Origin of the sequence: Streptomyces sp. ITFR-16 (assembly GCF_031844705.1) — a bacterium.
Classification (GTDB): Bacteria; Actinomycetota; Actinomycetes; order Streptomycetales; family Streptomycetaceae; genus Streptomyces.
Map to the genome: position 1 here is coordinate 4,466,826 of NZ_CP134609.1, position 25,123 is coordinate 4,491,948.

Here is a 25,123-nt window from a genome sequence, read left to right on the forward strand (position 1 = left end):
CGGCACCGTCGGCGAGGCCCCTGCCGCAGGCGGGCCCCGGTGGGTCACGCCGGCTGGGCGACTCCGCCGCAGGCGTACCGCTCGTCGAGCACGAAGGACGGGTCGACCTGGGCCGCCAGATCGGCCCCGGTCTTCTCGTTGCCCCAGCTCTCCGCGTTCTTCAGGTGGAAGTGGACCATCTGCCGGGTGTAGCGACCCCAGTCGCGCTGCCCGTACGAGTCCTCCGCCGCGTTCTGCAGGGCCTGCAGGGCCATCCGGTTGTCCGCCTCCAGCAGCTCGAAGCGCGCCGGGCGGCCCTTCTCCATGGCCCGCACCCAGTCGGAGTGGCCGACCGTGACCAGAAGGTCGTCACCCACCTCGGCGCGCAGGAAGTCCAGGTCGTCCTGGCCCTGCACCTTGTTGCCGACGACCTTCAGGCCGACCCCGAAGTCCCGTGCGTACTCCTTGTACTGGCGGTAGACCGAGATCCCCTTGCGGGTCGGCTCGGCGATGAGGAACGTCATGTCGAAGCGGGTGAACATCCCGGAGGCGAAGGAGTCCGAACCGGCGGTCATGTCGACCACGACGTATTCCTCGGGGCCGTCCACGAGGTGGTTGAGGCAGAGCTCGACCGCGCCGACCTTGGAGTGGTAGCAGGCCACGCCCAGATCCGATTCGGTGAACGGCCCGGTGACCATCAGCCTGATGTCCCCGTCGTCCAGCGCGACCGTGCGGGCGCAGGCGTCGTAGACCGGGTTGTCCTCGCACACTCGCAGCAGGCGTGAGCCCTCGCCCGGCGGCGTGGTCTTGATCATGGTCTCGGCCGAGGCGATGCGCGGATTGCTGCCGCGCAGATACTCCTTGATCAGGGGGAGCTGCGCTCCCATGGCGGGCAGGGCCGCGGCTTCCTCGTCGGCAAGGCCGAGCGCGGCCCCAAGGTGCTGGTTGATGTCGGCGTCCACCGCGACGACATGGGCCTCATTGGCGGCAAGGTGGCGGATGAAGAGCGAGGACAGCGTGGTCTTGCCGCTGCCGCCCTTCCCTACGAAAGCGATCTTCATGTTCACCTAGGGTAGTCGAATGATTGCGTTCCGCTGCCGCGTTTGGTGAAGAAGGCCACTCCGGGGCGGTAGGTGTGCATGGGGCGCGTAGCCTCGCTACTTATGAGTACGACTTCCTCGGACCCGCTTGCCACCCTGGGCGCTCTGCCGGGAGTGCCCGACGCGGTGGACTCCGTACGCAAGGCTGTCGACCGCGTCTACGGCCACCGCGTCATGCGGCGCCGCAGCAACGAGGTCACGGCGGAGGCGGCCCTGAGGGGAGCCCGCGGCTCGGCCGCGCTCTCCGGTGCCGACTGGAACCTGGAGGAGGTCCGACGGCGCACCGACTTCAGCGGTGACGGCGAGGCGCATGTGATCGGAGCGGCACTGCGGCTGACGGCGGAGGCGGGTCAGCTGCTCTCCATCTGGCGGCAGTCGCCGCTGCGCGTCCTGGCGCGGCTGCATCTGGTGGCCGCCGGCGGCGCGGCGCCCGACGACGCCGTCGGGCGGCCCCGGCTGGCGGGCGAGCCGGTCGACGAGCCACTGATCGAGGCGCCTCTGCCGGATGCCGACGAGGTGGCCGGGCGACTGGAAGGCCTCGGCGGGCTCATCCTCGCGGGGAGCGAGGCGCCCGCTCTGGTGACGGCCGCGGTCGTCCATGGCGAGCTGCTGGCCCTGCGCCCCTTCGGTTCGTACAACGGCCTGGTGGCGCGGACCGCCGAGCGGATCGTGCTGATCGGGAGCGGGCTGGACCCCAAGTCGATCTGCCCGGCCGAAGTCGGCCACGCCGAGCAGGGGCGGGCGGCCTATGCCGGGGCCTTCGAGGGCTATCTCTCGGGGACGCCGGAGGGGATGGCGGCCTGGATCACGCACTGCGGACGCGCGGCGGAGCTGGGTGTCAGGGAATCGACCGCGGTGTGTGAGGCCCTGCAGCGCGGCGCCGCCTGAGACGCCGGAAGGCGCGCGGTGCGCGGGTGACAAGGGTTGCGGCGGTACCGAATTCGGTACCGCCGCTGGCATGTCCGCCCAGTTACCAAGCGTCCTCGATATATGCCCATCAGGTCGGGTACTTTGCCCGTTCCTGGTGCGGCTGGCCCGTAATCGACGGGTCGACGTCGCGTGGGTGCCCGGCTTTCATGCGCGGTCCGTGGGGCCTTCTCTGCGTCAACAGGTCATCCTCTCGGATGTCCTTGGTCTCGCGGGCCGTTGAGTCCTTTGTACTCCAGGGGCCCGGTGATCGGTAGTGCTGGCCGCACTTCTTTACTTTTAGGTTCAATTACGGACGAGTTGTTCCAATGCGGTGGACGCCTTGCGGCGGTCAGGCGGATGCCGTGGTCGCTCGGCGGCGGGCGGTGTACCAGACGAGGCCGGCCGTGAGGGCGGCCGCGCCCACGGCCGCTGCGGCCACCAGTGCGGGACGCGGCGGCAGCGACACACGTTGCTTGAGCCGGACCGGGCGGTCGAAGACGAGAATCGGCCACTCCCGGAGCGTCGCCTCCCGGCGCAGTGCGCGGTCCGGATTGACCGCGTGCGGGTGGCCGACGGATTCCAGCATCGGCACATCGGTCGCGGAGTCGCTGTACGCGTAGCAGCGGGCCAGGTCGTAGCCCTCGGACACGGCGAGGGCCTTGATGGCCTCGGCCTTCGTCGGCCCGTACGCGTAGTACTCCACCTCGCCGGTGAAGCAGCCGTCGTCACCGACGACCATGCGCGTGGCGACGACGCGGTCGGCTCCGAGGAGCTCGCCGATCGGCTCGACGACCTCGGCGCCGGAGGTGGAGACGATCACCACATCGCGTCCGGCGGTGTGGTGCTCCTCGATGAGCGTCGCCGCCTCGTCGTAGATGATCGGGTCGATCAGGTCGTGCAGGGTCTCGGCGACGATCTCCTTCACCTGCTGCACGTTCCAGCCCTTGCAGAGCGCCGAGAGGTATTCGCGCATCCGCTCCATCTGATCGTGATCCGCACCCCCGGCGAGGAACACGAACTGTGCGTACGCGGTGCGCAGTACGGCGCGGCGGTTGATCAGCCCGCCTTGGTAGAAGGACTTGCTGAAGGTCAGCGTCGAGGACTTCGCAATGACCGTCTTGTCCAGGTCAAAGAAGGCGGCTGTGCGCGGCAAGAAGCGGTTTTCCACAAGGCAGAGCATAGGGGCCCACCATTCGGCGTAAACTCCGGCGCGTGGGTTTGCCTGAGAAGGCCGTCGGGTACACCATGGAAGTCACGGATCGTTCGCGACCGTGCTAACCCGGTCCGACTCCTCCCCCCCCCCGAGTCGGCCGTGGGGACGACCCCCGCTCTCCCCCCCGGCGGGGGTCGTCGCATGTCCGGACGCGGTTCTGTCGCGCGGATTCCAGCATTTCTCCTCCTTCTCGGCCGTGATGGCCGCTTCTGCTCCCGGCTCACGCCCAGCCTGCCTCGTGACGTTGCGTAACGGAAGGGCTGCGCTCCGGAAGTCGCCGGTATGGGTGAGGGAGTTATTCACAACGCCGGAGCCGTCCACAGTTTTTGAGCAAGATCCACATGATTTCCCGAACCACTGCACCGTGATTCCACCCGTGAAGTCCACGGGTTCCGGAATCACCGTTCCCGGAACGTGCCGGGATCGCCGCGAATCGCGGTGAAGGTGAGTGAGGAAGGGGCGGAGATCGTGGCTGAATCCAGTGCACGGGATCGTCTGCCGGCCGCCGCGCGGCGACGGGGCGGACCGCTGATCGTGACCGAGGATGTGGAACTGCTCGACGATCTGCTGAGGCTGTGCGCGGCCGCCGGGGCGGAGCCCGAGGTGCACCACACGCTGCCCGACCGCAGGGGCGGCTGGGAGCAGGCGCCCATGGTCCTCGTCGGCGACGACGCGGCGGTGCGGTGTCGCGGAGCGGCCCGCAGGCGGGGCGTGATGCTCGTGGGACGGGACCAGGACGCGCCCGATGTCTGGCGCCGGGCGGTGGAGATCGGGGCGGAGTACGTGCTGCGGCTGCCCGATTCGGAGAACTGGCTGGTCGACCAGATCGCCAACGCGGCGGAAGGCGTCGGCCGGCCCGCGCTGACCGTAGGAGTGATCGGTGGCCGGGGCGGCGCGGGAGCGTCCACGCTGGCCTGCGCCCTCGCGGTGACGGCGGCGAGGGCGGGGCGGCGGACCATGCTGATCGACGGCGACCCACTGGGCGGTGGCATCGACGTGCTGCTGGGCGGAGAGCGGGTCGACGGCATGAGGTGGCCGGATTTCGCCCATTCCAAGGGGCGGGTGGGCGGCGGCGCCCTGGAGGAGTCGCTGCCCGCCCTGCACGGACTGCGGGTGCTCAGCTGGGGGCGCGACGACTGGGTGGTCATTCCGCCGCCGGCCATGCGGGCGGTGCTGGCCGCCGCACGTCGGCTGGGCGGTGTGGTCGTGGTCGATCTGCCGCGGCGGGTGGACGAAGCGGTGGCCGAAGCCCTGGCGCAGCTGGACTTGGGGCTCCTGGTGGTCCCCGGTGAGCTGAGGGCCGTCGCGGCGGCCAAGCGGGTGGCGTCGATGGCCGGGATGGTGCTGGACGACCTGCGCGTCGTGGCACGCGGGCCGTACGCGTCCGGCCTCGACGCGCCATGGGTGGCCCACGCGATGGGGCTGCCGCTGGCCGGTGAACTCCCGCTGGAGACAGCCCTGCTGGCCGAGCAGGACATGGGCGCCCCGCCCGGCGGCAGCGCCCGTGGACCGCTGGCCAGGTTCTGTTCCGCGTTCTGGGAGCGGGCCCTCGCGGGTGAGGGCGCCAGCGGCCCGGCCGTCGGAGGCGTGTCATGACCGAGGCGCTGCTCGATGCCGTACGGCAACGGCTCGCGCAGAGCGGGGTCGCCCCGACTCCGGCCGGGGTCGCGGCCGCGTTGCGGGCGCAGGGCCGGTTGCTCGGTGACGCCGAAGTCCTCGGAACGGCGGACGAGTTGCGCGGGCAGCTGATCGGGACCGGCGTGCTGGAACCGCTCCTCGCCGATCCGGACGTCACGGATGTCCTGGTGTCCGCGCCCGACCGGGTGTGGGTCGACCGGGGCGGCGGGCTCGAACTCACCGGGGTGACCTTCGCCGATGCGGCGGCGGTCCGCAGGCTCGCGCAGCGCCTCGCCGCCGTGGCGGGACGGCGGCTCGACGACGCCAGGCCCTGGGTGGACGCGCGGCTTCCGGACGGGACCCGGATGCACGCCGTGCTGCCGCCCGTGTCTGTCGGCTCGACGTGCCTGTCGCTGCGGGTGGTCAGGCCGAAGGCCTTCTCGCTGACGGAGCTGGTCGAGGCGGGGACCGTACCGCCGGGTGGTGACCGGGTGCTGAGGGCGCTGGTGGAGGCCCGCGTCTCGTATCTGATCAGCGGTGGGACGGGGGCGGGCAAGACCACGCTCCTTTCGAGCCTGCTGGGCGCGGTGGGGGACAGCGAGCGGATCGTGCTCGCGGAGGACTCGGCCGAGCTCCGGCCCGACCATCCGCATGTGGTGCGGCTGGAGTCGCGACCGGCGAATCAGGAGGGTGCCGGCCGGGTGACACTCCGGGACCTGGTGCGCCAGGCCCTGCGCATGCGCCCCGACAGGCTGGTGGTCGGGGAGGTGCGCGGTGCGGAGGTGACCGAACTCCTGGCAGCGCTCAATACCGGCCATGAAGGCGGTTGCGGCCTGTTGACCGAACTAACTTGACTGTTTACGCAGGTCAGTTGCGGTTCTGCTAGCTTCCCGTCATGCCCCGTGAAGAACGTCCCGGAAGGGATCTGAGGAACTTCGTCTTGCCTGAAATGGGCAAGGTGCTGAAGACGGGAGATCCCTGGGAGCCCTACCAGCTGCTGGACCCATCCGGGAGACCGGTCGAGCCGGTCACGGTGTACTTCAAGGACCTGATGGCCGGGCCCTACTCGCCGCTGACGCTTCGCTCGTATGGCATGGACCTGCTGCGATGGTGGCGCTTCCTATGGGTGCTCGGGATCGAGTGGGACCGCGCGACAAGCGAGGACGCCCGGGACTTCATGCTGTGGATGAAGCTGGCGGACAAGCCGGTACGCGTCCACTGGCGCCACCGCGGCAAGGACCCCTCTGAGATCCCCCCGCCCCGGGCCGACAGGCCGGCGCCGGGAACACCGAATCCAGTCACCGGGAAGCCGACCGTAGGGACGAAGTACGCGCCCACCGTTCGGGCGCATTGCGAGACGGTGCTGCGGACCTTCTACGACTGGCACCTGAACAACAACTCCGGTGCTCTGCTGGTCAACCCGTTCCCGCTGGACCGCTCGCGGCGCGGGCAACGCCGACCCAGCGGTCAAGGCGAGGACGGCCGCCAGGGTGAGCGGGCGAATGCCCACCACAACCCGATGGACGAGTTCAAGAAGGAGCGGAAGGGGCGCTATCGGCCCACCGTTCCGAAGCAGATTCCACGGCGTATTCCCGACGACAAGTACACCGAGGTCTTCGCTGGCCTCCGATCGCACCGGGACCGGGCACTGCTGGCTTTCTGGGTCTCTAACGGAGCTCGGGCGGAGGAACTCCTCTCCCCCAAGCAAAGCGACGCGAAGGTCGGTCAGCAGACCATCGGCGTGACTCGCAAGGGCACACGCGAATACCAGGAACTTCCTGCGAATAGAGATGCATTCGTCTGGCTGCGGCTCTACCAGGAAGAAGCATGGAAGAAGGGTGTGCCCAGAGGGCGGGCCCAGCCGCTCTGGTGGACTCTGCGCCGTCCATGGCGGCCGCTGGAGTACGACGCGGTCCGCATGATGTTCAACCGCGCCAACGCACTCCTGGGCGCCAACTGGACACTTCACGACCTACGGCACACGGCGACATTCTTGATGCTCGACGACCCGGACATGCCGCCCGTCTATGTCCAGCACATTCTCGGCCACAAACACCTCTCGACCTTGGACATTTATAACCGTCCCACGAAAGAAGACGTCATCACAGCAGCTCTCGCGCACCATACCCGACAAGAAAAAAGGCGCAAGCAGCCGCCGCCGGCTCTGCCTGCCCCCGCCTACAGCCAAGAGTCCATCAATGTCCTGTTCGGAGGACCTTCCGCATGACAAAACTGGATATTCCAGAAGTGATCGCGCCATCGGCTTCTCGCAGTTTGGCCGGAGCCGAGGCGGCCGCCTTGCTCCGACGGTTCCCTGCTCGCCCACGCGCCGTTATCTGGCCCGCCACCACCGTAAGCCGTGAGGACCTCCTTGACCGTCTGCTGAAGATTCAGTTGCCCAACAGCGGAAACTCCGATTCTGCCCGCAAAACACGTATGACCGGAGCCCGTCTACTACTGACGTGGCTGGAGACCTTCCCCGGGGACACATGGCAGGACCGCTGGCAGGCCACACCAGCAGCAACTGAGCCTAAACGCTGGTACGAGAGCGTCCGCACGTGGGCCAAAACGATCGATAGGAATCCAACCCCGGCCTCGCTTCAGGCCGGGCTATTGGTTCTGATCTGTGCCGATGCCATCCGTCCGGAACTGCACTGGATAGCCGCGAATCCCACACGGTTTCTCAGGCCAGCGATCCAGGCAGTCCGTGATCCTGAAGGGTTCGCACGACTGGAAGAAGTGGGCTCTCCCACCGGTTGCAACGGACGCCACTCTTCCGAGGCTCTCAAAGCAATTATGCAGATAATGGTTGCTTACGGCGGAAAGGTCGAAGACATCACCGTCGGCGACTGCCTGACTCGAATGCGAATTGCCCGTCACCACGACGGCCGCGGGCCCCGAACTGCCTACATCTGGCTCCGAAACCTAGGTCAATTCCCCCCTGACGCACCCGCGTCCCTAACCAACCTCGCAACCCGTTCCGGTCAGGCCACCCCGGCCGAACTTATTGACCGCTACGGACTTCAGTGCAAACCAGTCCGGGACCTCATTGTGGACTACCTCACCGAACGCCAGAGCACCCTGGACTACAGCTCTCTCAAAAGCCTCTCGACATCCCTGGCAAGCCGTTTCTGGAGTGACCTCGAAGAACACGAGCCTGGCATCAATTCACTGCACCTCAGCGCAGAAGCAAGCGCCGCCTGGAAAACGCGACTCTCCACGAAGACCGTCCGAAAGAGGCAGCCGGACGGCAGCGTCATCGAGATCACGGAACCGAGGGTCAGCGCCCCAGCGGTCAAGCAGTCCGTGAGGGCGTTCTACCTGGACATCGCGCACTGGGCACTCGACGAGCCCGAACGATGGGGCCACTGGGCTGCGCCGATCCCAGTCAGTGAAGCCGACTGCGCGGTCAAGAAGACCGAAAAGCGGCAAAAGTCAAGGTCAGATCAGCGAACCCGCGAACGGCTACCTGTCCTGCCGGTCCTGATCCGTGTTGCCGATCGCCGCCTCAAGGAAGCCAGATCCCGCCTCGACGCCCTGAACGCCGCGCCACTGGGATCTACTTTCACAGTTCTTGGGGAGACGTTCACTGTCCCCCTGAGCACGTCCCGACCGGATGGCCGGCCATCGACCGTCCGAGACTCACAAGGCCGTCGTCGCCATCTGGGGACTGAGGAGAAACGAGCGTTCTGGGCCTGGGCGACCATCGAAATCTTGCGCCACACAGGGATTCGGATCGAAGAGCTCCGTGAGCTCGGCCATCACAGCGTCGTCAGCTACACCTTGCCCACCACAGGGCAGGTTGTTCCGCTCCTGCAGATTGCACCATCAAAAACGGATCAGGAGCGACTCCTGCTCGTCACTCCGGAACTGGCAGACGTGCTCAGTTCCGTAATCACACGCGTTCGCAGGGGAAACAGAACTGTTCCGGTCATCCCGAGTTACGACTATCACGAGAAGGTGTGGAATCCTCCCATGCCGCTTCTCTACCAGTGGAATGTGAGCGGTGAGGACCGACAGATGGCCGAAAAGACTATCCGTCAGGCCCTAAATGAAACGCTGGCAGCGTCTGGGCTTACTGACGCCGCGGGACGCCCCCTCAACTTCCATCCTCATGACTTCCGCAGAATCTTTATCACTGATGCAATCCTGAATGGCCTACCGCCTCACATTGCCCAAGTCGTCGCGGGCCATAACAGCATCAATACAACCATGGGTTATGCCGCCATTTACCCAACGGACGCCATAGAGGCACACCAGGCATTCATCGCCCGCCGTCGGGCATTGCGGCCAGTCGAAGAGTACAGGGCTGTCACACCGGAAGAGTGGCAAGAATTCCTAGGACACTTTGAGCGACGCAAGCTCGCCCTGGGGGAATGCGGGCGAGCCTACGGCACCGACTGCGCTCACGAACACGCATGCATTAGATGCCCAGTTCTCATCGTCGACTTCGCGGATATGCCACGCATGGTCGAGATCCGGGACAACCTCGCAGCACGGATCGAAGAGGCTGAACGTGAGCATTGGCTTGGGGAAGTCGAAGGTCTTTCCGTCAGCCATGCGGCGGCTGAGGAGAAGATCGCCCAACTTGAAGCGAGGCAGGCAAGGAAGGAATCCCCGGTATTCCTAGGCATCCCCTCTTTCGAACAGATTGTTGCTCGCACAAGCGAAGTGGAGAGTCCTTGAGCTGGATGCTCCTATCTCGGAGCGCTGATCTACTGGCTCAGAACGGAGGTTCTGCCGGGTAATGGGTTGCGGTAGGCCAGGCAGCGTCAGGCAATGGGAGATTTGTGACCACGAACAAGTTTAGGATGTCTTCTCGGTCCATAAACAGGATTTGACTTCGCTTAGAAGCATCCAACTTGTTACCCAGCCAATTCCTGGCCGCCTTAGTTATTTCCCCGCCGGCCACAATAAATGCGTGATCCACGAGGACGCGTTTACCGATTTCTGGATCGAAGATCTCGTGGCCGAGCATCATCAGGGCTTGGTTGTAGATCTCAGCCATGTTGGCATTGCTGCCTTTGGTTACCCCGGATGCGTCTAACTTCCCTTTCTTCACTTGTAGCCCAAAGTAGATCAAGTGTTGCGAGGGAAGGGTGTATCGCATCCATACATCCTTGCCGTATTCGAGTGCCTTATCTTTGTGCCCAGCAGCAGTTATGCGGTGGTATCCAAGTTGGCGAAATAGCGGGAGTAGGACTTCTTCGATCAATGCGTCTTCAGACGCTTTGTCGAGGTATCGTGATAGTTTCTCGCGTCGTTCAACTTCCAACTTGGTGAATGGGCGGTGCGGATTGGGTGAGGGCGTGAGTACGGTGTTCGTCTTCAGATTTCTCAAGTAGCATTGCTTGTCGTCCCCGTAGAATGCTTCGAGCCCTTCCCGCGCTAGCGCGCGATTCAAGTCTGCTAGCGCTTTGGTTCGGTCGTCTCCTTCGTTAGTGGCGTCATCGGGATCCATGAGCCTAGAAATCACGCGAGCAAAGGTTTCTGGAACTGCATGCGCACTGGAGAGTGGCTCCGACAGGATGACCTCCAGTGTGTCTGCCACCCATATCTTGCGCGTTGATCCGTCGTGCTGGAAGTCTGTCTCGACGTCCGCGAAGAACTCGGTCAAGTACATGCTGCTTCGGTACTTGAAATAGTTTTCTTCGTGCGCCCTGCCGGCTGGTGTATTACCGCAGACCATGTCGGAGAGCTGCATAATTGTCCGCTTCTTGAAGTTCATCCAGGCTCCAGGTCTCAAGAAGTTCAATTCTTCGTGGACTGGGCGCATCCCTCGATAGGGCACTCGCGAGGGCTCTTTCCTCTGCCTATTGGCTTGTGCGACGCCCATACCTTGTCCATGTCTAGTGCTTTCATAGACTCCCTCATAAGCTTGAGGGCATTGTCTGAGAATCTGGGATGCTTTTGTGAGCCCATCTCGAAAATGTAGAAGCACTTCGGGTCATCGTCGATCCCTAGGTGCTGGCGCAGAGCCAGCGACCTAGGCAGGGAAAGGTTGAGCTTTTCCGCCAGGTCTGTTGCCGACCGATGAAACTTTTTCTGCAGGTCGATCTCTCGAATTGCTGCAGCATCCGAATCTCTGTCAGCGAACTTGACTGGCGGGCCCTTCTGATCGAATCGTACGGTGAGCGTTGGGCCTTCTCCAGAGAACGCGGTCGAGATCTGCTCCAAAGCCGGGAAGACGGCATTCCTAGACTTCCCCTGAGCTATTCCCTTCTCGACTCGATCTACGTCCTTCTCGCTGACGAGGCTCTCTTCCGAGGCGTGCCCTTCGATAGCCAGTAGTGTGCGGATCCTGGCTCGAGCCTCGTTACGTGCTCGACGTCCCGGCTGCAGTAGGTCTTGGATCTGACTGAACTCTTGATCGATGAGGATATCGAGTCCCATGGGGGGTTCTGTGGAAATGGGAAGAACCCGTAGCGGGAGACTGTCCGCTAGTCGTTCCCTAAAGACCCGATTCAGGAGGTCATCGAAGAGTGTGACGCCAGCGCGAGCATGGATGAACAAGATGGGTTCGCTTACTGAATTGAACCAGTGCTGCTCGTCGTCTCGCAGGGCATCAATTGCTCGCAATGTTCCCGCCTCGGCGTCCGTGAGCTTGATGTTCGGCTGCTGGCGAGAAAGCTCCAAGCATTTTTCGAAGCCGATGGATCGCCCGAGTTTCTTGTCGAAGACCGGCACATTGTTGTGGACGAGAGCCGCCTTCAGGAGCATTTCGAAAGAATGTTGGAGGCTTAGCAAGACGGATGAGGTTCGACCATCGTCCTCAACGGCGTTGAACGCGACGGTCATTCTCTTGAGCGAGGCTAGAGCCTTTCGCTTCAGCACCCGCGTTGACTGCCTCAAACCTGCCTCCGATCACGCGCCGCTGATCGCATAGAAGCACGGGACCAGGTTCAACGTCCATCGTTATGCGCCCTTTGGCCAAGGCTTCCGGGTTGGCGAGGCGGGAGGTTCTGCCTGGTAGTTCGGAGAAGGGACGGTCCATGCCAATGCCGCCGAGCATGTCCCGGCTCGTCTGGAGGCGCTCGGGACGGCGGCCGGACTGGACCGGGCGGCGCTGCACAGCCAGTTGGCGGCGGCCCTGTCCGTGGTGGTGCATCTCGTACGGGACCGTGCGGGGAGGCGCCGGATCGCCGACGTCCGGGTGCTGGAGCGGGATGCGGCGGGCCTGGTGGTCACGGTGCCCGCGCTGCGCTGGGGAGCGGCGGGGTTCGAGCGGGAGCGGGGCTGGGAGCGGCTGCGGTCCCTGATCGGAGGCGGGCTGTGAGCGGGGCAGGAGCTTCGGTCGGTGGTCCTGAGGCGGTGTACGCGGCGGCGCTGTGTGCCGGAGCGGCGGCCGCACTGGTGGTGGCAGGGCGCAGACAAGGGGTCAGGAGAGCGCGGGTGTTGTTCTCCGACGGAGCCGGGGAGTCGCCGGTCCAGGAAGGCTGGACGCGCGTGCACGGCAGGGTTCAGGGGCTGTTGAGGGAGCGGCGGGAGTGGCTGTGTCTGCCGGTGGCTCTGGTGATGGCTGTCCTCGGCGGGTCAGTGCTGCCCATGATCGTGGGCGTGCTCGCGGTGCCGGTGGTACGGCGGTGGCTGAGAGGGAGGAGGCACCGCGAGGAGCGCGAACGCCGCGCCGACGCCGTGGTGGACCTGTGCGGTGCCTTGGTGGGTGAGCTGAGGGCGGGGCACGAGCCGGGGCAGGCGCTGCTGGTCGCCGTCCGCTCCACCGGGGCGTTGGGCGATGCCGGGTCCGGGGTGTCGGCCGCGGCGCGGTTCGGGGGAGACGTCCCGGGGGCGCTGAGACAGGCCGCGGACGAACCGGGACTGGACGGGCTGGCCGGTATGGCCGCGTGCTGGCGGGTGGCGGTCGACGGCGGGGCGGGGCTCGCGGCCGGTCTCGACCGACTGGAGGGCGCGTTACGGGCCGAGCGGCGTCGACGGGAGGAGCTGCGGGCGCAGCTGGCCGGGGCATGGTCGACGGTCGCCGTGCTGGCTCTGCTTCCTGTGCTGGGCATGGGGCTGGGAGCCGCGCTCGGGGCGGATCCGTTGCGGGTGCTGCTCCACAGTCCCGCCGGGCTGGTCTGTCTGGTCCTGGGCGGACTGCTCGAAGCGGCCGGTCTTTTCTGGGCCGTGCGCATCGTCCGGGCGGGTGAAGCGGGATGAGGGCGCTCGCGGGCGAGGCCGTCCACACCCTGGGGACGGCAGGGGCGGTGCTGGGTGTGTGCGCCCAGTCGGCGTGCGCCGTGGCGCGGCGCCGGACCGGGCGGCGGGTGCGGCAGCGGGGCCGTCGGCTGTTCGCGGTCACCCCGGTGGCCCCGGCCGTGCGGGACGGCCGGTCCTGGCGGGGTCAGTCTCGGAGCGGGCCCACGGTGTCCGCCGCAGGGATCAAGCAGTGGGCGGCCCTGCTGGGGGCCTTGCTGGCCGGCTGGATTCTGGTGGGCGGCGCCATCGGCTGGGCGGTCGGGTCGGCGGCGGCCTACGGCACCTGGCGGTGGCAGCGGACCGGGCGCGGGCAGGCGCGCCGCCTGGCTGCCGCCGAGGCGGCGAGAGCGGCGGAGTCGGTACGTCAGCTTCCGCTGGCCGCCGACCTGTTGGCCGCCTGCATCTCCGCCGGAGCCGGACCGAGGGAGGCGGCCGAGGCGGTGGGTGAGTCGCTGGGCGGGCCGGTCGGAGAGCAGCTGGCCCGCACGGCGGCGGAGATCCGGCTCGGGGGAGATCCGGCAGTCGCCTGGGGGAGGTTCGGGGAGATACCGGGCGCCGCCGCGCTGGCTCGCTGCCTGGACCGGGCGGGCTCGACCGGCGCTCCCGCGGCGGAGCCGGTCTCCCGGCTGGCCGAGGCGATGCGGGCCGCGCGGGCGAGTGCGGCGGTGGCACGGGCCCAGCGGGCCGGGGTGCTGATCACCGCGCCCGTCGGGTTCTGCTTCCTCCCCGCCTTTCTGCTGCTGGGGGTGGCGCCCGTGGTGATCGGGCTGGCGGCGGGACTGCTGCATCCCTAGGAGCGCGGTTTCTTTCCAGTTCTCCAGCGGAGCGGTTTCTCCCCAGCGGAGCGGCTTCTGTTCATGGGCGGTCATGGGCCGGACAGCCGGATCGCGCCAAGTCGTAATCCGTCTCACATCAAGTCGTACTTCATCGAATCTCGGGGGTTGGAAATGATGCGGAAAATCATGAGCTGGACGCGGGCCGTGGCGCGCAAGGTCCGGGCGGATACCGGAATGACCACGTCCGAATACGCGGTCGGGACGATCGCGGCCTGCGCGTTCGCCGCGGTGCTCTACAAGGTGGTGACCAGCGCTCCGGTGATGGCGCAGTTGCAGTCGCTGCTGAAGGGCGCGCTCGATGCGAAGTTCTGAGGCCGGCGGCGACCGGGGTGCGGTGACCGCCGAGGCCGCGATGGCGATCCCGGTGCTGGCCGTCTTCGCCCTCGCGCTGGTGTGGGCGCTGATGGTTTCCTCGGCGCAGATCCGGTGCGTGGACGCGGCCCGGGCGGGCGCGCGGGCGGCGGCGCGTTCGGAGCCGGAGGCGCGGGTGAGGGAGGCGGCCCTGTCCGCGGCGCCCGACAGGGCCCGGATCGAGGTGGAACGGGCCGGGGCGCTGTGGCGGGTCAGAGTCGCCGCACCGACGCCGGGCCCCGGTCCGCTGACCCTGACGCTGAACGCGGAGGCAGCGGCGGCCGCCGAGGACGAGTTCATGGAGGACGGGGCGGGGGTGGAGCCATGACGCGGGCCGGCCCGCGAGGGGCGCGCCGGCGGCCGGGCGGGCCACGCACCCGCCGACGCCGGACGGTCGGGCCGTACAGCCGCCGGTGGCGGTGGGACCAGCACCGGGACCGGGGGCTGGCGACCGTGTGGGCCGCGGTCACCACGGTGACGCTGTGCACCGTGTTCGCGGCGGTTCTGGCGCTCGGGCAGGTGGTGGCCGCCCGGCACCGGGCCGGGGGCGCGGCCGATCTGGCGGCCCTGGCGGCGGCCGACCGGGCCCTGGAGGGGGCGGCCGAGGCCTGCCGGTCGGCCCGGGAGGTCGCCGGGGCGCAGGGCGCGGAGGTGGTGCGGTGTGCCGTGGAGGGCGAGGTCGCCGATGTGACGGCCAGGGTGCGGGCCGGGCCGTTCGCGCCGGAGATCAGGTCTCGGGCCGGCCCTGCGGCGGCGGCTCCTCGTCCGCTCCGGCCGCCGGATCGGCCGCCGGACCGGACGAGCCGGGCAGCCCCGGCGCCGGAGCGTCAGGACCGCCCGGACCGTCCGCGTCGGGCGGCGTACCCGGGTCGGCAGGGGCGGAGCGGAGGAGTTCTGTGAGCAGGCGGACGGCGCCTCGCTTGTGCAGGGGGTCGTTGCCGTTGCCGCATTTGGGGGACTGGATGCAGGACGGGCAGCCCGCCTCGCACTCGCAGGACGCGATGGCCTGGCGCGTGGCCGTCAGCCAGCCCCGCGCGGTGTGGAAGGCGCGCTCGGCGAACCCGGCGCCGCCCGGGTGGCCGTCGTACACGAAGACGGTCGGCAGCAGGGTGTCGGGATGCAGCGGCACGGAGACACCGCCGATGTCCCAGCGGTCGCAGGTGGCGAAGAGCGGCAGCATCCCGATCGACGCGTGCTCGGCGGCGTGCAGTGCGCCGCCGAGGATCTCCGGGTTGATCCGGGCGGAGTCGAGCTGGTCCTGGGTGACCGTCCACCACACGGCCCGGGTGCGCAGGGTGCGGGGCGGCAGGTCCAGCTTGGTCTCGCCGAGCACCTCGCCGGTGATCAGTTTGCGACGGAGGAAGGAGACGACCTGGTTGGTGACCTCGACGGAGCCGTAGCAGAGGCGCCCGTCACCCCACGGGATCTCGGTGTCGGTCTCCAGGACGGCGATGGCGGTGGTGTCGCGGGCGGTCGTCGAGTACGGCGGATTCGCCTCCTCGACCAGGGCCGCGGAGTCCTCCAGGTCCAGTTTCCGGACCAGGTAGGTGCGGCCCTGGTGGAGGTGGACGGCACCCTCGTGGACGGCGGTGTGGGCGGCGGAGTCGTCGACGGTCCCGAGGAGGCGACCGGTGCCCTCCTCGACGATCTGGACGGGGCGTCCGCCCTCGCCCCGGATGTCGGTGAGGTCGGCGGCCCGCTCGCGGCGGGTCCAGTGCCAGCCCGATGCCCGCCGGCGGAGCAGCTTCGCGGTCTCCAGCTGCGGCAGCAGCTCGGCCGTGGCGGGGCCGAAGAGCTTCAGGTCGGGCTCGGTGAGCGGCAGCTCGGCGGCGGCGGCGCATAGGTGTGGCGCCAGGACGTACGGGTTGTCGGGGTCGAGGACGGTCGACTCCACGGGCTGCTGGAACAGCGCCTCGGGATGGTGCACCAGGAAGGTGTCCAGCGGGTCGTCGCGGGCCACCAGGATGGCGAGCGCGCCCTGCCCGGACCGCCCTGCCCGGCCGGCCTGCTGCCACAGGGAGGCCCGGGTGCCCGGGTAGCCGGCTATGACGACCGCGTCCAGGCCGGAGACGTCGATGCCGAGTTCGAGGGCGGTGGTGGCGGCGAGACCGAGCAGGCGGCCGGAGTGCAGCGCGCGTTCCAGGGCGCGGCGTTCCTCGGGCAGGTAGCCCCCGCGATAGGCGGCCACCCGCGCGGGCAGGGAGCGGTCGACCTCGGCGAGGCGCTCCTTGGCGATGACGGAGATGAGCTCGGCGCCGCGCCGGGAGCGTACGAAGGCGACCGAGCGCACGCCCTGGACGGTGAGGTCGGTCAGCAGGTCGGCCGTCTCGGCCGTGGCGGTGCGGCGTACGGGGGCGCCCTTCTCGCCGTGCAGCTCGGTCAGGGGCGGCTCCCACAGGGCGAAGACCAGCTCGCCGCGCGGGGAGGCGTCGTCGGCGACCTCCGTGACCGTGAGGCCCGTGAGGCGGCCTGCGGCGACCGAGGGGTCCGCCGAGGTGGCGGAGGCGAGGAGGAAGACCGGATCGGCTCCGTACCGGGCGCACAGGCGCCGGAGCCGGCGCACCACCTGGGCCACATGGGACCCGAAGACACCCCGGTAGGTGTGGCACTCGTCGATCACGACATAGCGCAGGGCGCGCAGGAAGGAGGACCAGCGGGGGTGGGACGGGAGTATCCCCCGGTGCAGCATGTCGGGGTTGGTGAGGACGTAGTTGGCGTACTGGCGTACCCATTCGCGTTCCTCGACGGGGGTGTCGCCGTCGTAGACCGCGGGCCGGATCGCATGGCCCAGTGGAGCCGCGAGGTCCTTCACCGAGCGTCTCTGGTCGGCTGCAAGGGCCTTGGTGGGGGCGAGGTAGAGCGCGGTCGCCCCGCGTCCGTTGGGGGCCTCGGAGCCGTCCAGGAGGGCGCTGAGGACCGGGGCGAGGTAGGCCAGTGACTTGCCCGAGGCGGTCCCGGTGGCGATCACGACCGATTCGCCGTCCAGGGCGTGCTCGGCGGCGGCCGCCTGATGGACCCAGGGGTGATCGATTCCGGCCGCCCGAATGGCCGCGATCACTTCCGGTCGGATGCGATCGGGCCAGATGGCATGGGTTCCCGCACGCGGGGGCAAGTGCTCCGTATGAGTGATGCGCGCGGACCGGCCCGCCCCTGCGGCGAGCCGGTCGAGGACCGTGTCGGGAGAGGGGCGGGAGCCCCCGCTCTCGGGGGGTCGACTGGGGCGGTGATTCTTGGCCATCGGCACCGAGTGTGTCACTGGCGAGACGGACAATGGTCCCAAGGCGTCGTGCATGGCTGCTGGTAAGTGATTGAATGCCATCGCGGCTGGCGATCCGTCCCCTGGCTCCGTCGGGGAGACCGAGGGGCGACCGCTCGATAGCAAGGTGCTGGAGGATCCGTGGACCTGTCCTTGTCGACTCGCAATGTGTCCGGCCCTGGTGGCGACCGTACGGTCGTCGAGGTCGGTGGCGAGATTGATGTGTATACCGCGCCCAAGCTGCGCGAGCAGTTGGTCGAGTTGGTGAATGACGGCAGCTACCACCTGGTTGTCGACATGGAAGGCGTCGACTTCCTCGACTCCACCGGCCTCGGCGTGCTCGTGGGCGGCTTGAAGCGCGTTCGAGCCCATGAGGGCTCGCTGCGCCTGGTCTGCAACCAGGAGCGCATTCTCAAGATTTTCCGGATCACCGGTCTCACCAAGGTGTTCCCGATCCACAACACGGTCGACGAGGCCGTCGCGGCAACCGACTGACGTCCGGCCCGTCGTCGGACCGGCTCCAGGGCCTGTCCGGCGGTGGTCGGGGCGACGGCGGCTCCCGCGTGGTTCCGCCGGGGCGACGGCGTCCGTTCACCGGCCGCCGGTGATCCCGGTGGGCGGTGCTCGGCGGGCGTCCGTCACCCGTTCGGCGGTCGACGGCAGATTTATCTGCCGTCTTCTTCTGCCGGCCGTTCGCTCACGCGATCGACCCGGCCGTCAGCTGTTCGGTCGCCGTCGAACGCCGGCCGTACGTCTTTCGTCCGGTCGGTGTCCGGCGGGTGCCGGGCGCGGGCCGACGCGCCGGACGACGGGTCCGGCGGTTTTCGGAGACAGCGCCGGGGTACCGGGCCCACCGGCCCGATCCCGGCATGCACATACGTACGTTCGAGGGGGATCGCATGGCCACCGTTGAACTCCGCTTCAGCGCCCAGCCCGAACACGTCAGAACGGCCCGCCTCGTGGCGGCTGCCGTGGCGCGCCGGGCCGGGGTCGACGAGGCCGTGCTCGACGAGGTCCGACTCGCCGTGGGCGAGGCGTGCAGCCGCGCCGTCGGCCTGCACCGCAGCTACGGCATCACCGCTCCTGTCACGGTCGTGCTGACCGAGGAGGAGAAGGCGTTCTCCATCGAGGTCGGCGACGAGGTCCCGGGCCCCGGTGCGGACGGGTCCGTGTCCGGCGCCGGACGCCGCGGTGACACCCAGGGCGTGGGCCCCGACGAGCCCGAACCGGACGCAGACGGCGACGGCGAGGACGAGATGGGCCTCGCGGTCATCAGCGGCCTGGTCGACGACGTCGAGGTGCGCTCGGGTGCTGACGGCGGAGTGATCCGGATGAGCTGGCCGAAGACACCGGCGACCGTGCTTCCCTGAGCGGCGTACGGCACCCGAGCGCGCCGGTGGCGCGGGCGGGTGCGCCGATCCGCTCTCCCCGGGCCCTGCTGAGCAGGGCCTTTTTCATTTCCGCTTGATCGATGACTCGGCAGAAATGCGTCTGCGCCATTACTGCATTTGGTCCATGCGAAGAACTCGATCAATTGCCGTTCGGTGGATGAAGGTCAATTACATTTCCCGCGCACTGTTTTGATCGTGTTCCGCTCCCTACAATCCGTCCACGTCTTGAGCGCTGAGCGTCAAGGAGGACGTATGGCGGGGTTCGGCACCACACCACTGGCAGAACTGACACAGTTTTCCGTAAGTTCCGACCCACCCACCACTCTCGCGGCCGCAGTACTCACCGATGACAATCGCGTCATTGTCATCGTCGTCGCGGTCGTCGCCGTCGCCGCACTGCTGGTCGCCCAGCTGCTGGTGCGCCAGGTGCTGGCGGCCGGTGAGGGCACCGACCGTATGAAGGAGATCGCGGCAGCCGTCCAAGAAGGTGCGAACGCCTATCTGGCCCGGCAGTTGCGCACGGTCGGCGTCTTCGCCGTCGTGGTCTTCTTCCTTCTTCTTCTGCTTCCGGCCGACGACTGGTCGCAGCGGGCGGGCCGTTCGGTGTTTTTCCTGGTGGGTGCGCTTTTCTCGGCGGCCACTGGATACATCGGGATGAGGCTCGCCGTACGGAGCAATGTCCGGGTGGCTGCCGCCGCGCGTGAGGCGACCCCGGCGGAGGGTGAACCGGAAAAGGATCTCACCACCGTTTCGCACAAAGCGATGAAGATCGCTTTCCGTACGGGCGGCGTGGTCGGGATGATCACCGTGGGTCTGGGGCTCCTGGGGGCGTCCGTCGTCGTCCTCGTCTACGCGGCCGACGCGCCCAAGGTGCTGGAGGGCTTCGGACTCGGCGCGGCCCTGATCGCGATGTTCATGAGGGTCGGCGGCGGCATCTTCACCAAGGCCGCCGATGTCGGTGCGGACCTGGTCGGCAAGGTGGAGCAGGGGATCCCGGAGGACGACCCGCGCAACGCCGCCACCATCGCCGACAACGTGGGCGACAACGTCGGGGACTGCGCGGGCATGGCCGCCGACCTCTTCGAGTCGTACGCCGTGACCCTGGTCGCCGCGCTCATCCTCGGCAAGGCGGCCTTCGGCGACTCGGGGCTGGCCTTCCCCCTGATCGTGCCGGCGATCGGCGTGGTCACCGCGATGATCGGGATCTTCGCGGTCGCCCCCCGGCGCGCCGACCGCAGCGGGATGACGGCCATCAACCGAGGGTTCTTCATCTCCGCGGTGATCTCGCTCGTCCTGGTGGCCGTGGCGGTCTTCGTCTATCTGCCGTCCTCGTACGCGGACCTGGACGGCGTGAGCGACAGGTCCATCACCTCGCACGGCGGCGACCCGAGGGTCTTCGCGCTCGTGGCCGTCGCCATCGGCATCGTGCTGGCGGCCCTGATCCAGCAGCTGACCGGGTACTTCACCGAGACCAACCGGCGCCCGGTGCGGGACATCGGCAAGTCGTCGCTGACCGGGCCGGCCACGGTCGTGCTCGCCGGGATCTCCATCGGGCTGGAGTCCGCCGTCTACACGGCGCTGCTGATCGGGCTCGGCGTGTACGGGGCGTTCCTGCTCGGCGGTACGTCGATCATGCTGGCCCTCTTCGCGGTGGCGCTGGCCGGTACGGGGCTGCTGACCACCGTCGGGGTCATCGTCGCGATGGACACCTTCGGGCCGGTGTCCGACAACGCGCAGGGCATCGCCGAGATGTCGGGTGACGTCACGGGCGCGGGCGCCCAGGTCCTCACCGACCTGGACGCCGTCGGCAACACGACCAAGGCGATCACCAAGGGCATCGCCATCGCCACCGCCGTCCTGGCGGCGGCGGCGCTCTTCGGCTCCTACCGCGACGCGATCGCCACCGCGGTCGACGACGTCGGCGCCTCGGCCGGGGAGATGGGGCTGAGCCTGGACATCTCGCAGCCCAACAACCTGGTGGGCCTGATCCTGGGTGCCGCGGTGGTCTTCCTCTTCTCGGGGCTGGCCATCAACGCGGTGTCCCGGTCGGCCGGCGCGGTCGTCCACGAGGTGCGGCGGCAGTTCCGCGAGCACCCCGGGATCATGGACTACTCGGAGAAGCCGGAGTACGGGCGCGTCGTCGACATCTGCACCAAGGACGCGCTGCGCGAGCTGGCCACCCCCGGCCTGCTGGCGGTGCTGGCCCCGATCGCGGTCGGATTCACCTTCGGCGTCGGGGCCCTCGGCTCGTATCTGGCCGGGGCGATCGGCACCGGAACGCTGATGGCGGTCTTCCTCGCCAACTCCGGCGGCGCCTGGGACAACGCCAAGAAGCTCGTCGAGGACGGTCACTACGGCGGCAAGGGCAGCGATGCGCATGCCGCGACCGTCATCGGTGACACGGTCGGCGATCCGTTCAAGGACACGGCCGGGCCCGCGATCAACCCCTTGCTCAAGGTGATGAACCTGGTGGCGCTGCTCATCGCCCCTGCGGTGGTGCAGTTCAGCTACGGCGAGGACGCGAGCGCGGGGGTGCGCGCGGTGGTGGCGGTGCTCGCCATCGCGGTCATCGTCGGCGCGGTCTACGTCTCCAAGCGGCGCGGGATCGCGGTGGGCGACGAGGGCGGCCCGGACGGGGGCGGTTCGGCCAGGCCGGCGGACCCGGCGGCCGCTCGGTGAGCCGGAGGCCGCACGGCGTACACGGCCGCTAGACGACACCCGGTCAGAACGCGGGCGGGCACGGCATCCTGATGCCGCGTCCGCCTGTCGGCGTCTTCGCACGAGTGGTGATTCGTTCAGGTGTTCCCCTAGCTGAGGGCCGTGCGGGTGAGTTGTATCTCCCTCATTTCGCTTGGTGCAAATGGCTGCAAAAGCCCATCCATCGGACGCCCGGCACCCGGATGGAGGGCGCTCGGCGTGTAAGTTCCGGGGCCGAGAGCCTTGGAAGGGACCAATCCGGTGAACAAGAAGCTTGCGGCCGCGCTGTCCTGCGGTGCGGTACTGGTACTTACGCTGTCGGGCTGCAGCGACGACAGCGACAACAAGGTGAACGACTGGGCCAAGAAGGTCTGCGACCAGGTCCAGCCCCAGCTGCAGAAGATCGCGAACGCCAACGCCTCCATCCAGCAGCAGACCGCGGACAACAGCAAGCCCGCCGACGTCCAGAAGACCGACTCGGCCGCCTTCAAGCAGATCTCGCAGGCGTACAAGGCGCTCGGCTCGGCCGTCGACTCGGCGGGCCCGCCGCCGGTCGACGACGGCGAGACCACGCAGAAGGAGGCCGTGAAGGAGCTCAACGCCTCCTCGGTGGCCTACGCGGACCTGCAGAAGAAGGTCGACGCCCTCGACACGAAGGACCAGGCGAAGTTCGCCGACGGTCTCAAGGGCATCGCGGACGAGCTGAACAAGATCAGCACCAATGGCGACCAGGCGCTGAAGAAGCTCCAGTCCGGCGAGGTCGGCACGGCGATGGCCAAGCAGGAGGGCTGCCAGAAGCCCACCGCCTCGGCCTCGCCCTCGGCCGGCTCCCCCAACGAGGCCTCGCCCTCGAAGGACGCGTCCCCGTCCGCCTCGCCCAGCAAGAAGTCGTAACTGCGGCGGCAGCGCCCGGACGAGCGGCCGCACGGCCGCGGTCCTGCGGACGGACGAACGGCCCGGCGCCCCTAGTGGGCGGCGGCCGGGCCGCTGCCGTTGTCAGTGGGAGCCGTCACAATGGGTCATGTGAGTAAGACCAGCCTTCCCGCACCCGACCACGCGACCCGGCTCCGCGAAGCCCTGCTCGCCGCCGCCTTCACCGCCGACGGGCTCCTCGACCTGCTCGGCGCACCCGCCTACGCCGCGCTCGCCCGCAGCGAGACGGTTCCGGCGCTGCGCGCCACCCGGGGTGACGCGCCGCTCGACACGCTGGTGCGTCTGTTCCTGCTCCAGCGCCCGGTCCCGGCCGGCCGGGCGGCCGCCGTGCTGCCGCTGGCCGAGTGCCTGGCGGACGGCTGGCTGACCGAGGCGGACGGCCAGGTGCGCGCCACCGTCGACGTGCGGCCGTACAGCGGCCCCGAGGACCAGGACTGGTTCATCGTCTCCGACCTGGGCTGCGCCGTGGGCGGGGCGGGCGGCATCGGCTCGCGGGAGGAGGGCGTCGTCCTCGGCATCGGCGGGGCGTCCACCACGCTCGCCGGGATCACCGTGCGCCGGCCCGTCGGCTCCGCCCTCGACCTCGGTACGGGCTCCGGCATCCAGGCGCTGCACGCCGCGCAGCACGCCACCCGGGTCACGGCCACCGACCTCAACCCCCGCGCGCTCGACTTCACCCGGCTCACCCTCGCCCTGTCCGGTGCCGCCCCGGCCGACCTGCGCGAGGGCTCCCTGTACGAGCCGGTGGCCGGGGAGACGTACGACCTGATCGTCTCCAACCCGCCGTTCGTCATCTCGCCCGGCGCCCGGCTCACCTACCGCGACGGCGGCATGGCCGGTGACGACCTGTGCCGGACCCTGGTCCAGCAGACCGGCGACCGGCTCAACGAGGGCGGCTACGCCCACTTCCTGGCCAACTGGCAGCACACCGAGGGCGAGGAGTGGCAGGACCGGCTGCGCTCCTGGGTGCCGGCCGGCTGCGACGCCTGGATCGTGCAGCGCGAGGTGCAGGACGTCACGCAGTACGCGGAGCTGTGGCTGCGCGACAGCGGCGACCACCGCACGGACCCCGAGGAGTACGCGGCGCGGTACGACGCCTGGCTCGACGAGTTCGAGGCCCACCGCACGAAGGGCGTCGGCTTCGGCTGGATCACCCTGCGCAAGTCCGCCGCAGCCGCCGCCGGTGAACCCTCCGTCGTGATCGAGGAGTGGCCGCACGCGGTGGAACAGCCCCTCGGACCTGCTGTGGAAGCGCACTTCGCCCGTCAGGACTACCTGCGGGAGCAGGACGACGCCGGGCTCCTCGCCGCGCACTTCACCCTGGCCGCCGAGGTCGTGCAGGAGCAGGTGGGGCTGCCGGGCGCCGAGGACCCGGAGCATGTGGTGCTGCGTCAGAACCGAGGGATGCGCCGGGCCACGAAGGTCGACGCGGTCGGAGCCGGTTTCGCGGGCGTGTGCGACGGCTCGCTGCCCGCCGGCCGGATCCTGGACGCCATCGCCCAGTTGATGAACGAGGACCCGGTGCTCCTGCGCGACCGGACCCCGCAGGCCATCCGGCTGCTGGTCGAGGAGGGCTTCCTCGACCCGGTGCCCCCGGCCGGACAGGTGGCCGGATGATCCGTATCGAGCTGGACGAGGCGTCGCTCGGCGCGACCCGGATCGCCATCAGCCCGCTGTGGGACGCCTTCTGCAGCCTGCATCTCGCGATGCCGCACCGCACCCCCTCCCGGCCCTACGAGGAGTGGGTGGTGCGCGCCCGCGAGGTGCTGCGGGAGGACGACCGGACGCACGCGCTGCGGCTGCTGATCGACGGCCCGCACGATTTCCCGGACTTCCTGCTGCCCCGGCCGGTCGGGGCCACCTCGGTCGAGGCGGAGCTGGACACGGTCCGGGCCACGCCCGACGAGGTCGTACGGGCGGGGATCGCCGAGCACTACGCGGGACTGGAGGACCACCCCCGCGTGCGCCCCTATCTCGTGGATCCGGCGGCCGCGTGCGCGGAGCTGGCCGACGCGTACGCCGCGTACTGGGAAGGCGCGCTCGCCGCGCACTGGCCCACCATGCGCCGGCTCGTCGAGGACGAAGTCCTCATCCGGGCCCGGACCTTCGCCACCGAGGGCGTCGACGCGCTCTTCACCGGCCTGGAGAGCCGTGCCAAGTGGACCCCGCCCGTCCTCGAACTGACGAAGCACATCGACGCGGACTACCGGGCGGGCGAGCGGCGGCTGCTGCTCGTGCCCCTCGTCTTCGCCGAGGGCTGCCGGCTCTACTCCACCGACGACCCCGAGGTCCTGACGGTCTCCTTCCAGGCCCGCGGCGCCGGTGCGCTGCGTGAGCGGCCTGCGGAGCGGCCCGAGAGCGGCGACCGGCTCGGGCTCCTGCTGGGCCGGGGCCGCGCCTCGGTCCTGCGGCAGCTCGGCGGACCGCTAACCACGGCCGGGATAGCCGACCGGCTCGGACTCGCGCCGAGCACGGTCTCGGAGCATCTGTCGGTCCTCGCCGAGGCGGATGTCGTCACGCGGCACCGCATAGGCCGCAGCGTGTACTACCAGCTCACCGACACCGGCCGGGCCCTGCTGGCGCTCCTGTCCGGGGAGGACGTGCTGCGCGCGGTGTCCTGAGGGGCGGGCAGCGGGCGGCGGGGG

19 protein-coding genes and 3 pseudogenes are annotated in these 25,123 nt (G+C 68.8%); 17 read left to right on the forward strand and 5 right to left on the reverse strand.

Annotated features, from left to right (window positions below; all coding sequences use genetic code 11):
* Nucleotides 1–44 precede the first annotated feature (44 nt).
* Nucleotides 45–1,040, reverse strand: a complete 996-nt coding sequence (locus tag RLT58_RS19780) for an ATP-binding protein (protein ID WP_311311706.1) — start codon at nt 1,038–1,040, stop codon at nt 45–47.
* 102 nt (nt 1,041–1,142) lie between these two features.
* Between RLT58_RS19780 and RLT58_RS19785 the strand changes: the two genes are divergently transcribed.
* Complete coding sequence (locus RLT58_RS19785; RefSeq protein WP_311311707.1) at nt 1,143–1,967, forward strand: Fic family protein; 825 nt, start codon at nt 1,143–1,145, stop codon at nt 1,965–1,967.
* 370 nt (nt 1,968–2,337) lie between these two features.
* On the opposite strand, the gene RLT58_RS19790 is transcribed toward RLT58_RS19785, so the two are convergent.
* Nucleotides 2,338–3,168, reverse strand: coding sequence for an HAD family hydrolase (locus RLT58_RS19790; RefSeq protein ID WP_311311708.1), 831 nt, complete (start codon nt 3,166–3,168; stop codon nt 2,338–2,340).
* A 567-nt stretch (nt 3,169–3,735) separates the two neighbouring features.
* Between RLT58_RS19790 and ssd the strand changes: the two genes are divergently transcribed.
* The 4 genes and pseudogenes from ssd to RLT58_RS19810 all read left to right on the forward strand — a co-directional run bounded on the left by ssd (nt 3,736) and on the right by RLT58_RS19810 (nt 9,504).
* Nucleotides 3,736–4,797, forward strand: coding sequence for a septum site-determining protein Ssd (gene ssd, locus RLT58_RS19795; RefSeq protein WP_311311709.1), 1,062 nt, complete (start codon nt 3,736–3,738; stop codon nt 4,795–4,797).
* A pseudogene (locus RLT58_RS19800) lies at nt 4,794–5,651 on the forward strand (TadA family conjugal transfer-associated ATPase); the annotation flags it as partial. The gene ssd and the pseudogene RLT58_RS19800, both read left to right, overlap by 4 nt.
* A gap of 62 nt (nt 5,652–5,713) precedes the next feature.
* Nucleotides 5,714–7,045, forward strand: a complete 1,332-nt coding sequence (locus RLT58_RS19805; RefSeq protein WP_311311710.1) for a tyrosine-type recombinase/integrase — start codon at nt 5,714–5,716, stop codon at nt 7,043–7,045.
* A complete protein-coding gene (locus RLT58_RS19810; protein WP_311311711.1) occupies nt 7,042–9,504 on the forward strand; it encodes a tyrosine-type recombinase/integrase in 2,463 nt (820 codons plus the stop codon). Before RLT58_RS19805 ends, RLT58_RS19810 begins: the two co-directional genes overlap by 4 nt.
* Nucleotides 9,505–9,541: 37 nt before the next feature.
* Here RLT58_RS19810 and RLT58_RS19815 read toward each other — a convergent pair whose 3' ends face one another.
* Complete coding sequence (locus RLT58_RS19815; protein WP_311311712.1) at nt 9,542–10,546, reverse strand: hypothetical protein; 1,005 nt, start codon at nt 10,544–10,546, stop codon at nt 9,542–9,544.
* Nucleotides 10,547–10,569: 23 nt separating this feature from the next.
* Nucleotides 10,570–11,652: a DUF8611 domain-containing protein gene (locus RLT58_RS19820; RefSeq protein WP_311311713.1), complete on the reverse strand. Its 1,083-nt coding sequence runs from the start codon at nt 11,650–11,652 to the stop codon at nt 10,570–10,572.
* A gap of 142 nt (nt 11,653–11,794) precedes the next feature.
* On the opposite strand from RLT58_RS19820, the pseudogene RLT58_RS19825 reads away from it, so the two are divergent.
* From RLT58_RS19825 to RLT58_RS19850, 6 genes and pseudogenes are all read left to right on the forward strand, one after another.
* Nucleotides 11,795–12,094: pseudogene (locus tag RLT58_RS19825) on the forward strand (pilus assembly protein CpaF); the annotation flags it as partial.
* 35 nt (nt 12,095–12,129) lie between these two features.
* The gene (locus RLT58_RS19830) at nt 12,130–12,975 is read left to right on the forward strand and encodes a type II secretion system F family protein (protein WP_311314573.1); all 846 of its coding nucleotides are present in this window, start codon (nt 12,130–12,132) and stop codon (nt 12,973–12,975) included.
* The gene (locus RLT58_RS19835) at nt 12,972–13,808 is read left to right on the forward strand and encodes a type II secretion system F family protein (RefSeq protein WP_311311714.1); all 837 of its coding nucleotides are present in this window, start codon (nt 12,972–12,974) and stop codon (nt 13,806–13,808) included. The genes RLT58_RS19830 and RLT58_RS19835 overlap by 4 nt, the downstream gene beginning before the upstream one ends.
* Before the next feature lie 153 nt (nt 13,809–13,961).
* Entirely contained in the window at nt 13,962–14,162 is a 201-nt protein-coding gene (locus tag RLT58_RS19840; protein WP_311314574.1) for a DUF4244 domain-containing protein, read from the forward strand.
* Nucleotides 14,149–14,529, forward strand: coding sequence for a TadE family type IV pilus minor pilin (locus RLT58_RS19845; protein WP_311311715.1), 381 nt, complete (start codon nt 14,149–14,151; stop codon nt 14,527–14,529). The genes RLT58_RS19840 and RLT58_RS19845 overlap by 14 nt, the downstream gene beginning before the upstream one ends.
* Nucleotides 14,526–14,888, forward strand: a pseudogene (locus RLT58_RS19850) (Rv3654c family TadE-like protein); the annotation flags it as partial. The gene RLT58_RS19845 and the pseudogene RLT58_RS19850, both read left to right, overlap by 4 nt.
* Nucleotides 14,889–14,928: 40 nt before the next feature.
* Here RLT58_RS19850 and RLT58_RS19855 read toward each other — a convergent pair.
* On the reverse strand, nt 14,929–17,520 hold the full coding sequence (locus tag RLT58_RS19855; RefSeq protein WP_311311716.1) for a DNA 3'-5' helicase SftH: 2,592 nt from the start codon (nt 17,518–17,520) through the stop codon (nt 14,929–14,931).
* A 78-nt stretch (nt 17,521–17,598) separates the two neighbouring features.
* Between RLT58_RS19855 and RLT58_RS19860 the strand changes: the two genes are divergently transcribed.
* The 6 genes from RLT58_RS19860 to RLT58_RS19885 all read left to right on the forward strand — a co-directional run bounded on the left by RLT58_RS19860 (nt 17,599) and on the right by RLT58_RS19885 (nt 25,099).
* Complete coding sequence (locus tag RLT58_RS19860) at nt 17,599–17,952, forward strand: STAS domain-containing protein (RefSeq protein WP_143623362.1); 354 nt, start codon at nt 17,599–17,601, stop codon at nt 17,950–17,952.
* Between the two features lie 404 nt (nt 17,953–18,356).
* The gene (locus RLT58_RS19865; RefSeq protein ID WP_311311717.1) at nt 18,357–18,827 is read left to right on the forward strand and encodes an ATP-binding protein; all 471 of its coding nucleotides are present in this window, start codon (nt 18,357–18,359) and stop codon (nt 18,825–18,827) included.
* Nucleotides 18,828–19,100: 273 nt separating this feature from the next.
* Complete coding sequence (locus RLT58_RS19870; protein ID WP_311311718.1) at nt 19,101–21,527, forward strand: sodium-translocating pyrophosphatase; 2,427 nt, start codon at nt 19,101–19,103, stop codon at nt 21,525–21,527.
* A 279-nt stretch (nt 21,528–21,806) separates the two neighbouring features.
* On the forward strand, nt 21,807–22,439 hold the full coding sequence (locus tag RLT58_RS19875) for a small secreted protein (RefSeq protein WP_311311719.1): 633 nt from the start codon (nt 21,807–21,809) through the stop codon (nt 22,437–22,439).
* Between the two features lie 120 nt (nt 22,440–22,559).
* Entirely contained in the window at nt 22,560–24,095 is a 1,536-nt protein-coding gene (locus tag RLT58_RS19880) for a DUF7059 domain-containing protein (protein WP_399131654.1), read from the forward strand.
* The gene (locus RLT58_RS19885) at nt 24,092–25,099 is read left to right on the forward strand and encodes an ArsR/SmtB family transcription factor (protein ID WP_311311721.1); all 1,008 of its coding nucleotides are present in this window, start codon (nt 24,092–24,094) and stop codon (nt 25,097–25,099) included. The genes RLT58_RS19880 and RLT58_RS19885 overlap by 4 nt, the downstream gene beginning before the upstream one ends.
* The last annotated feature ends 24 nt before the right edge of the window (nt 25,100–25,123 follow it).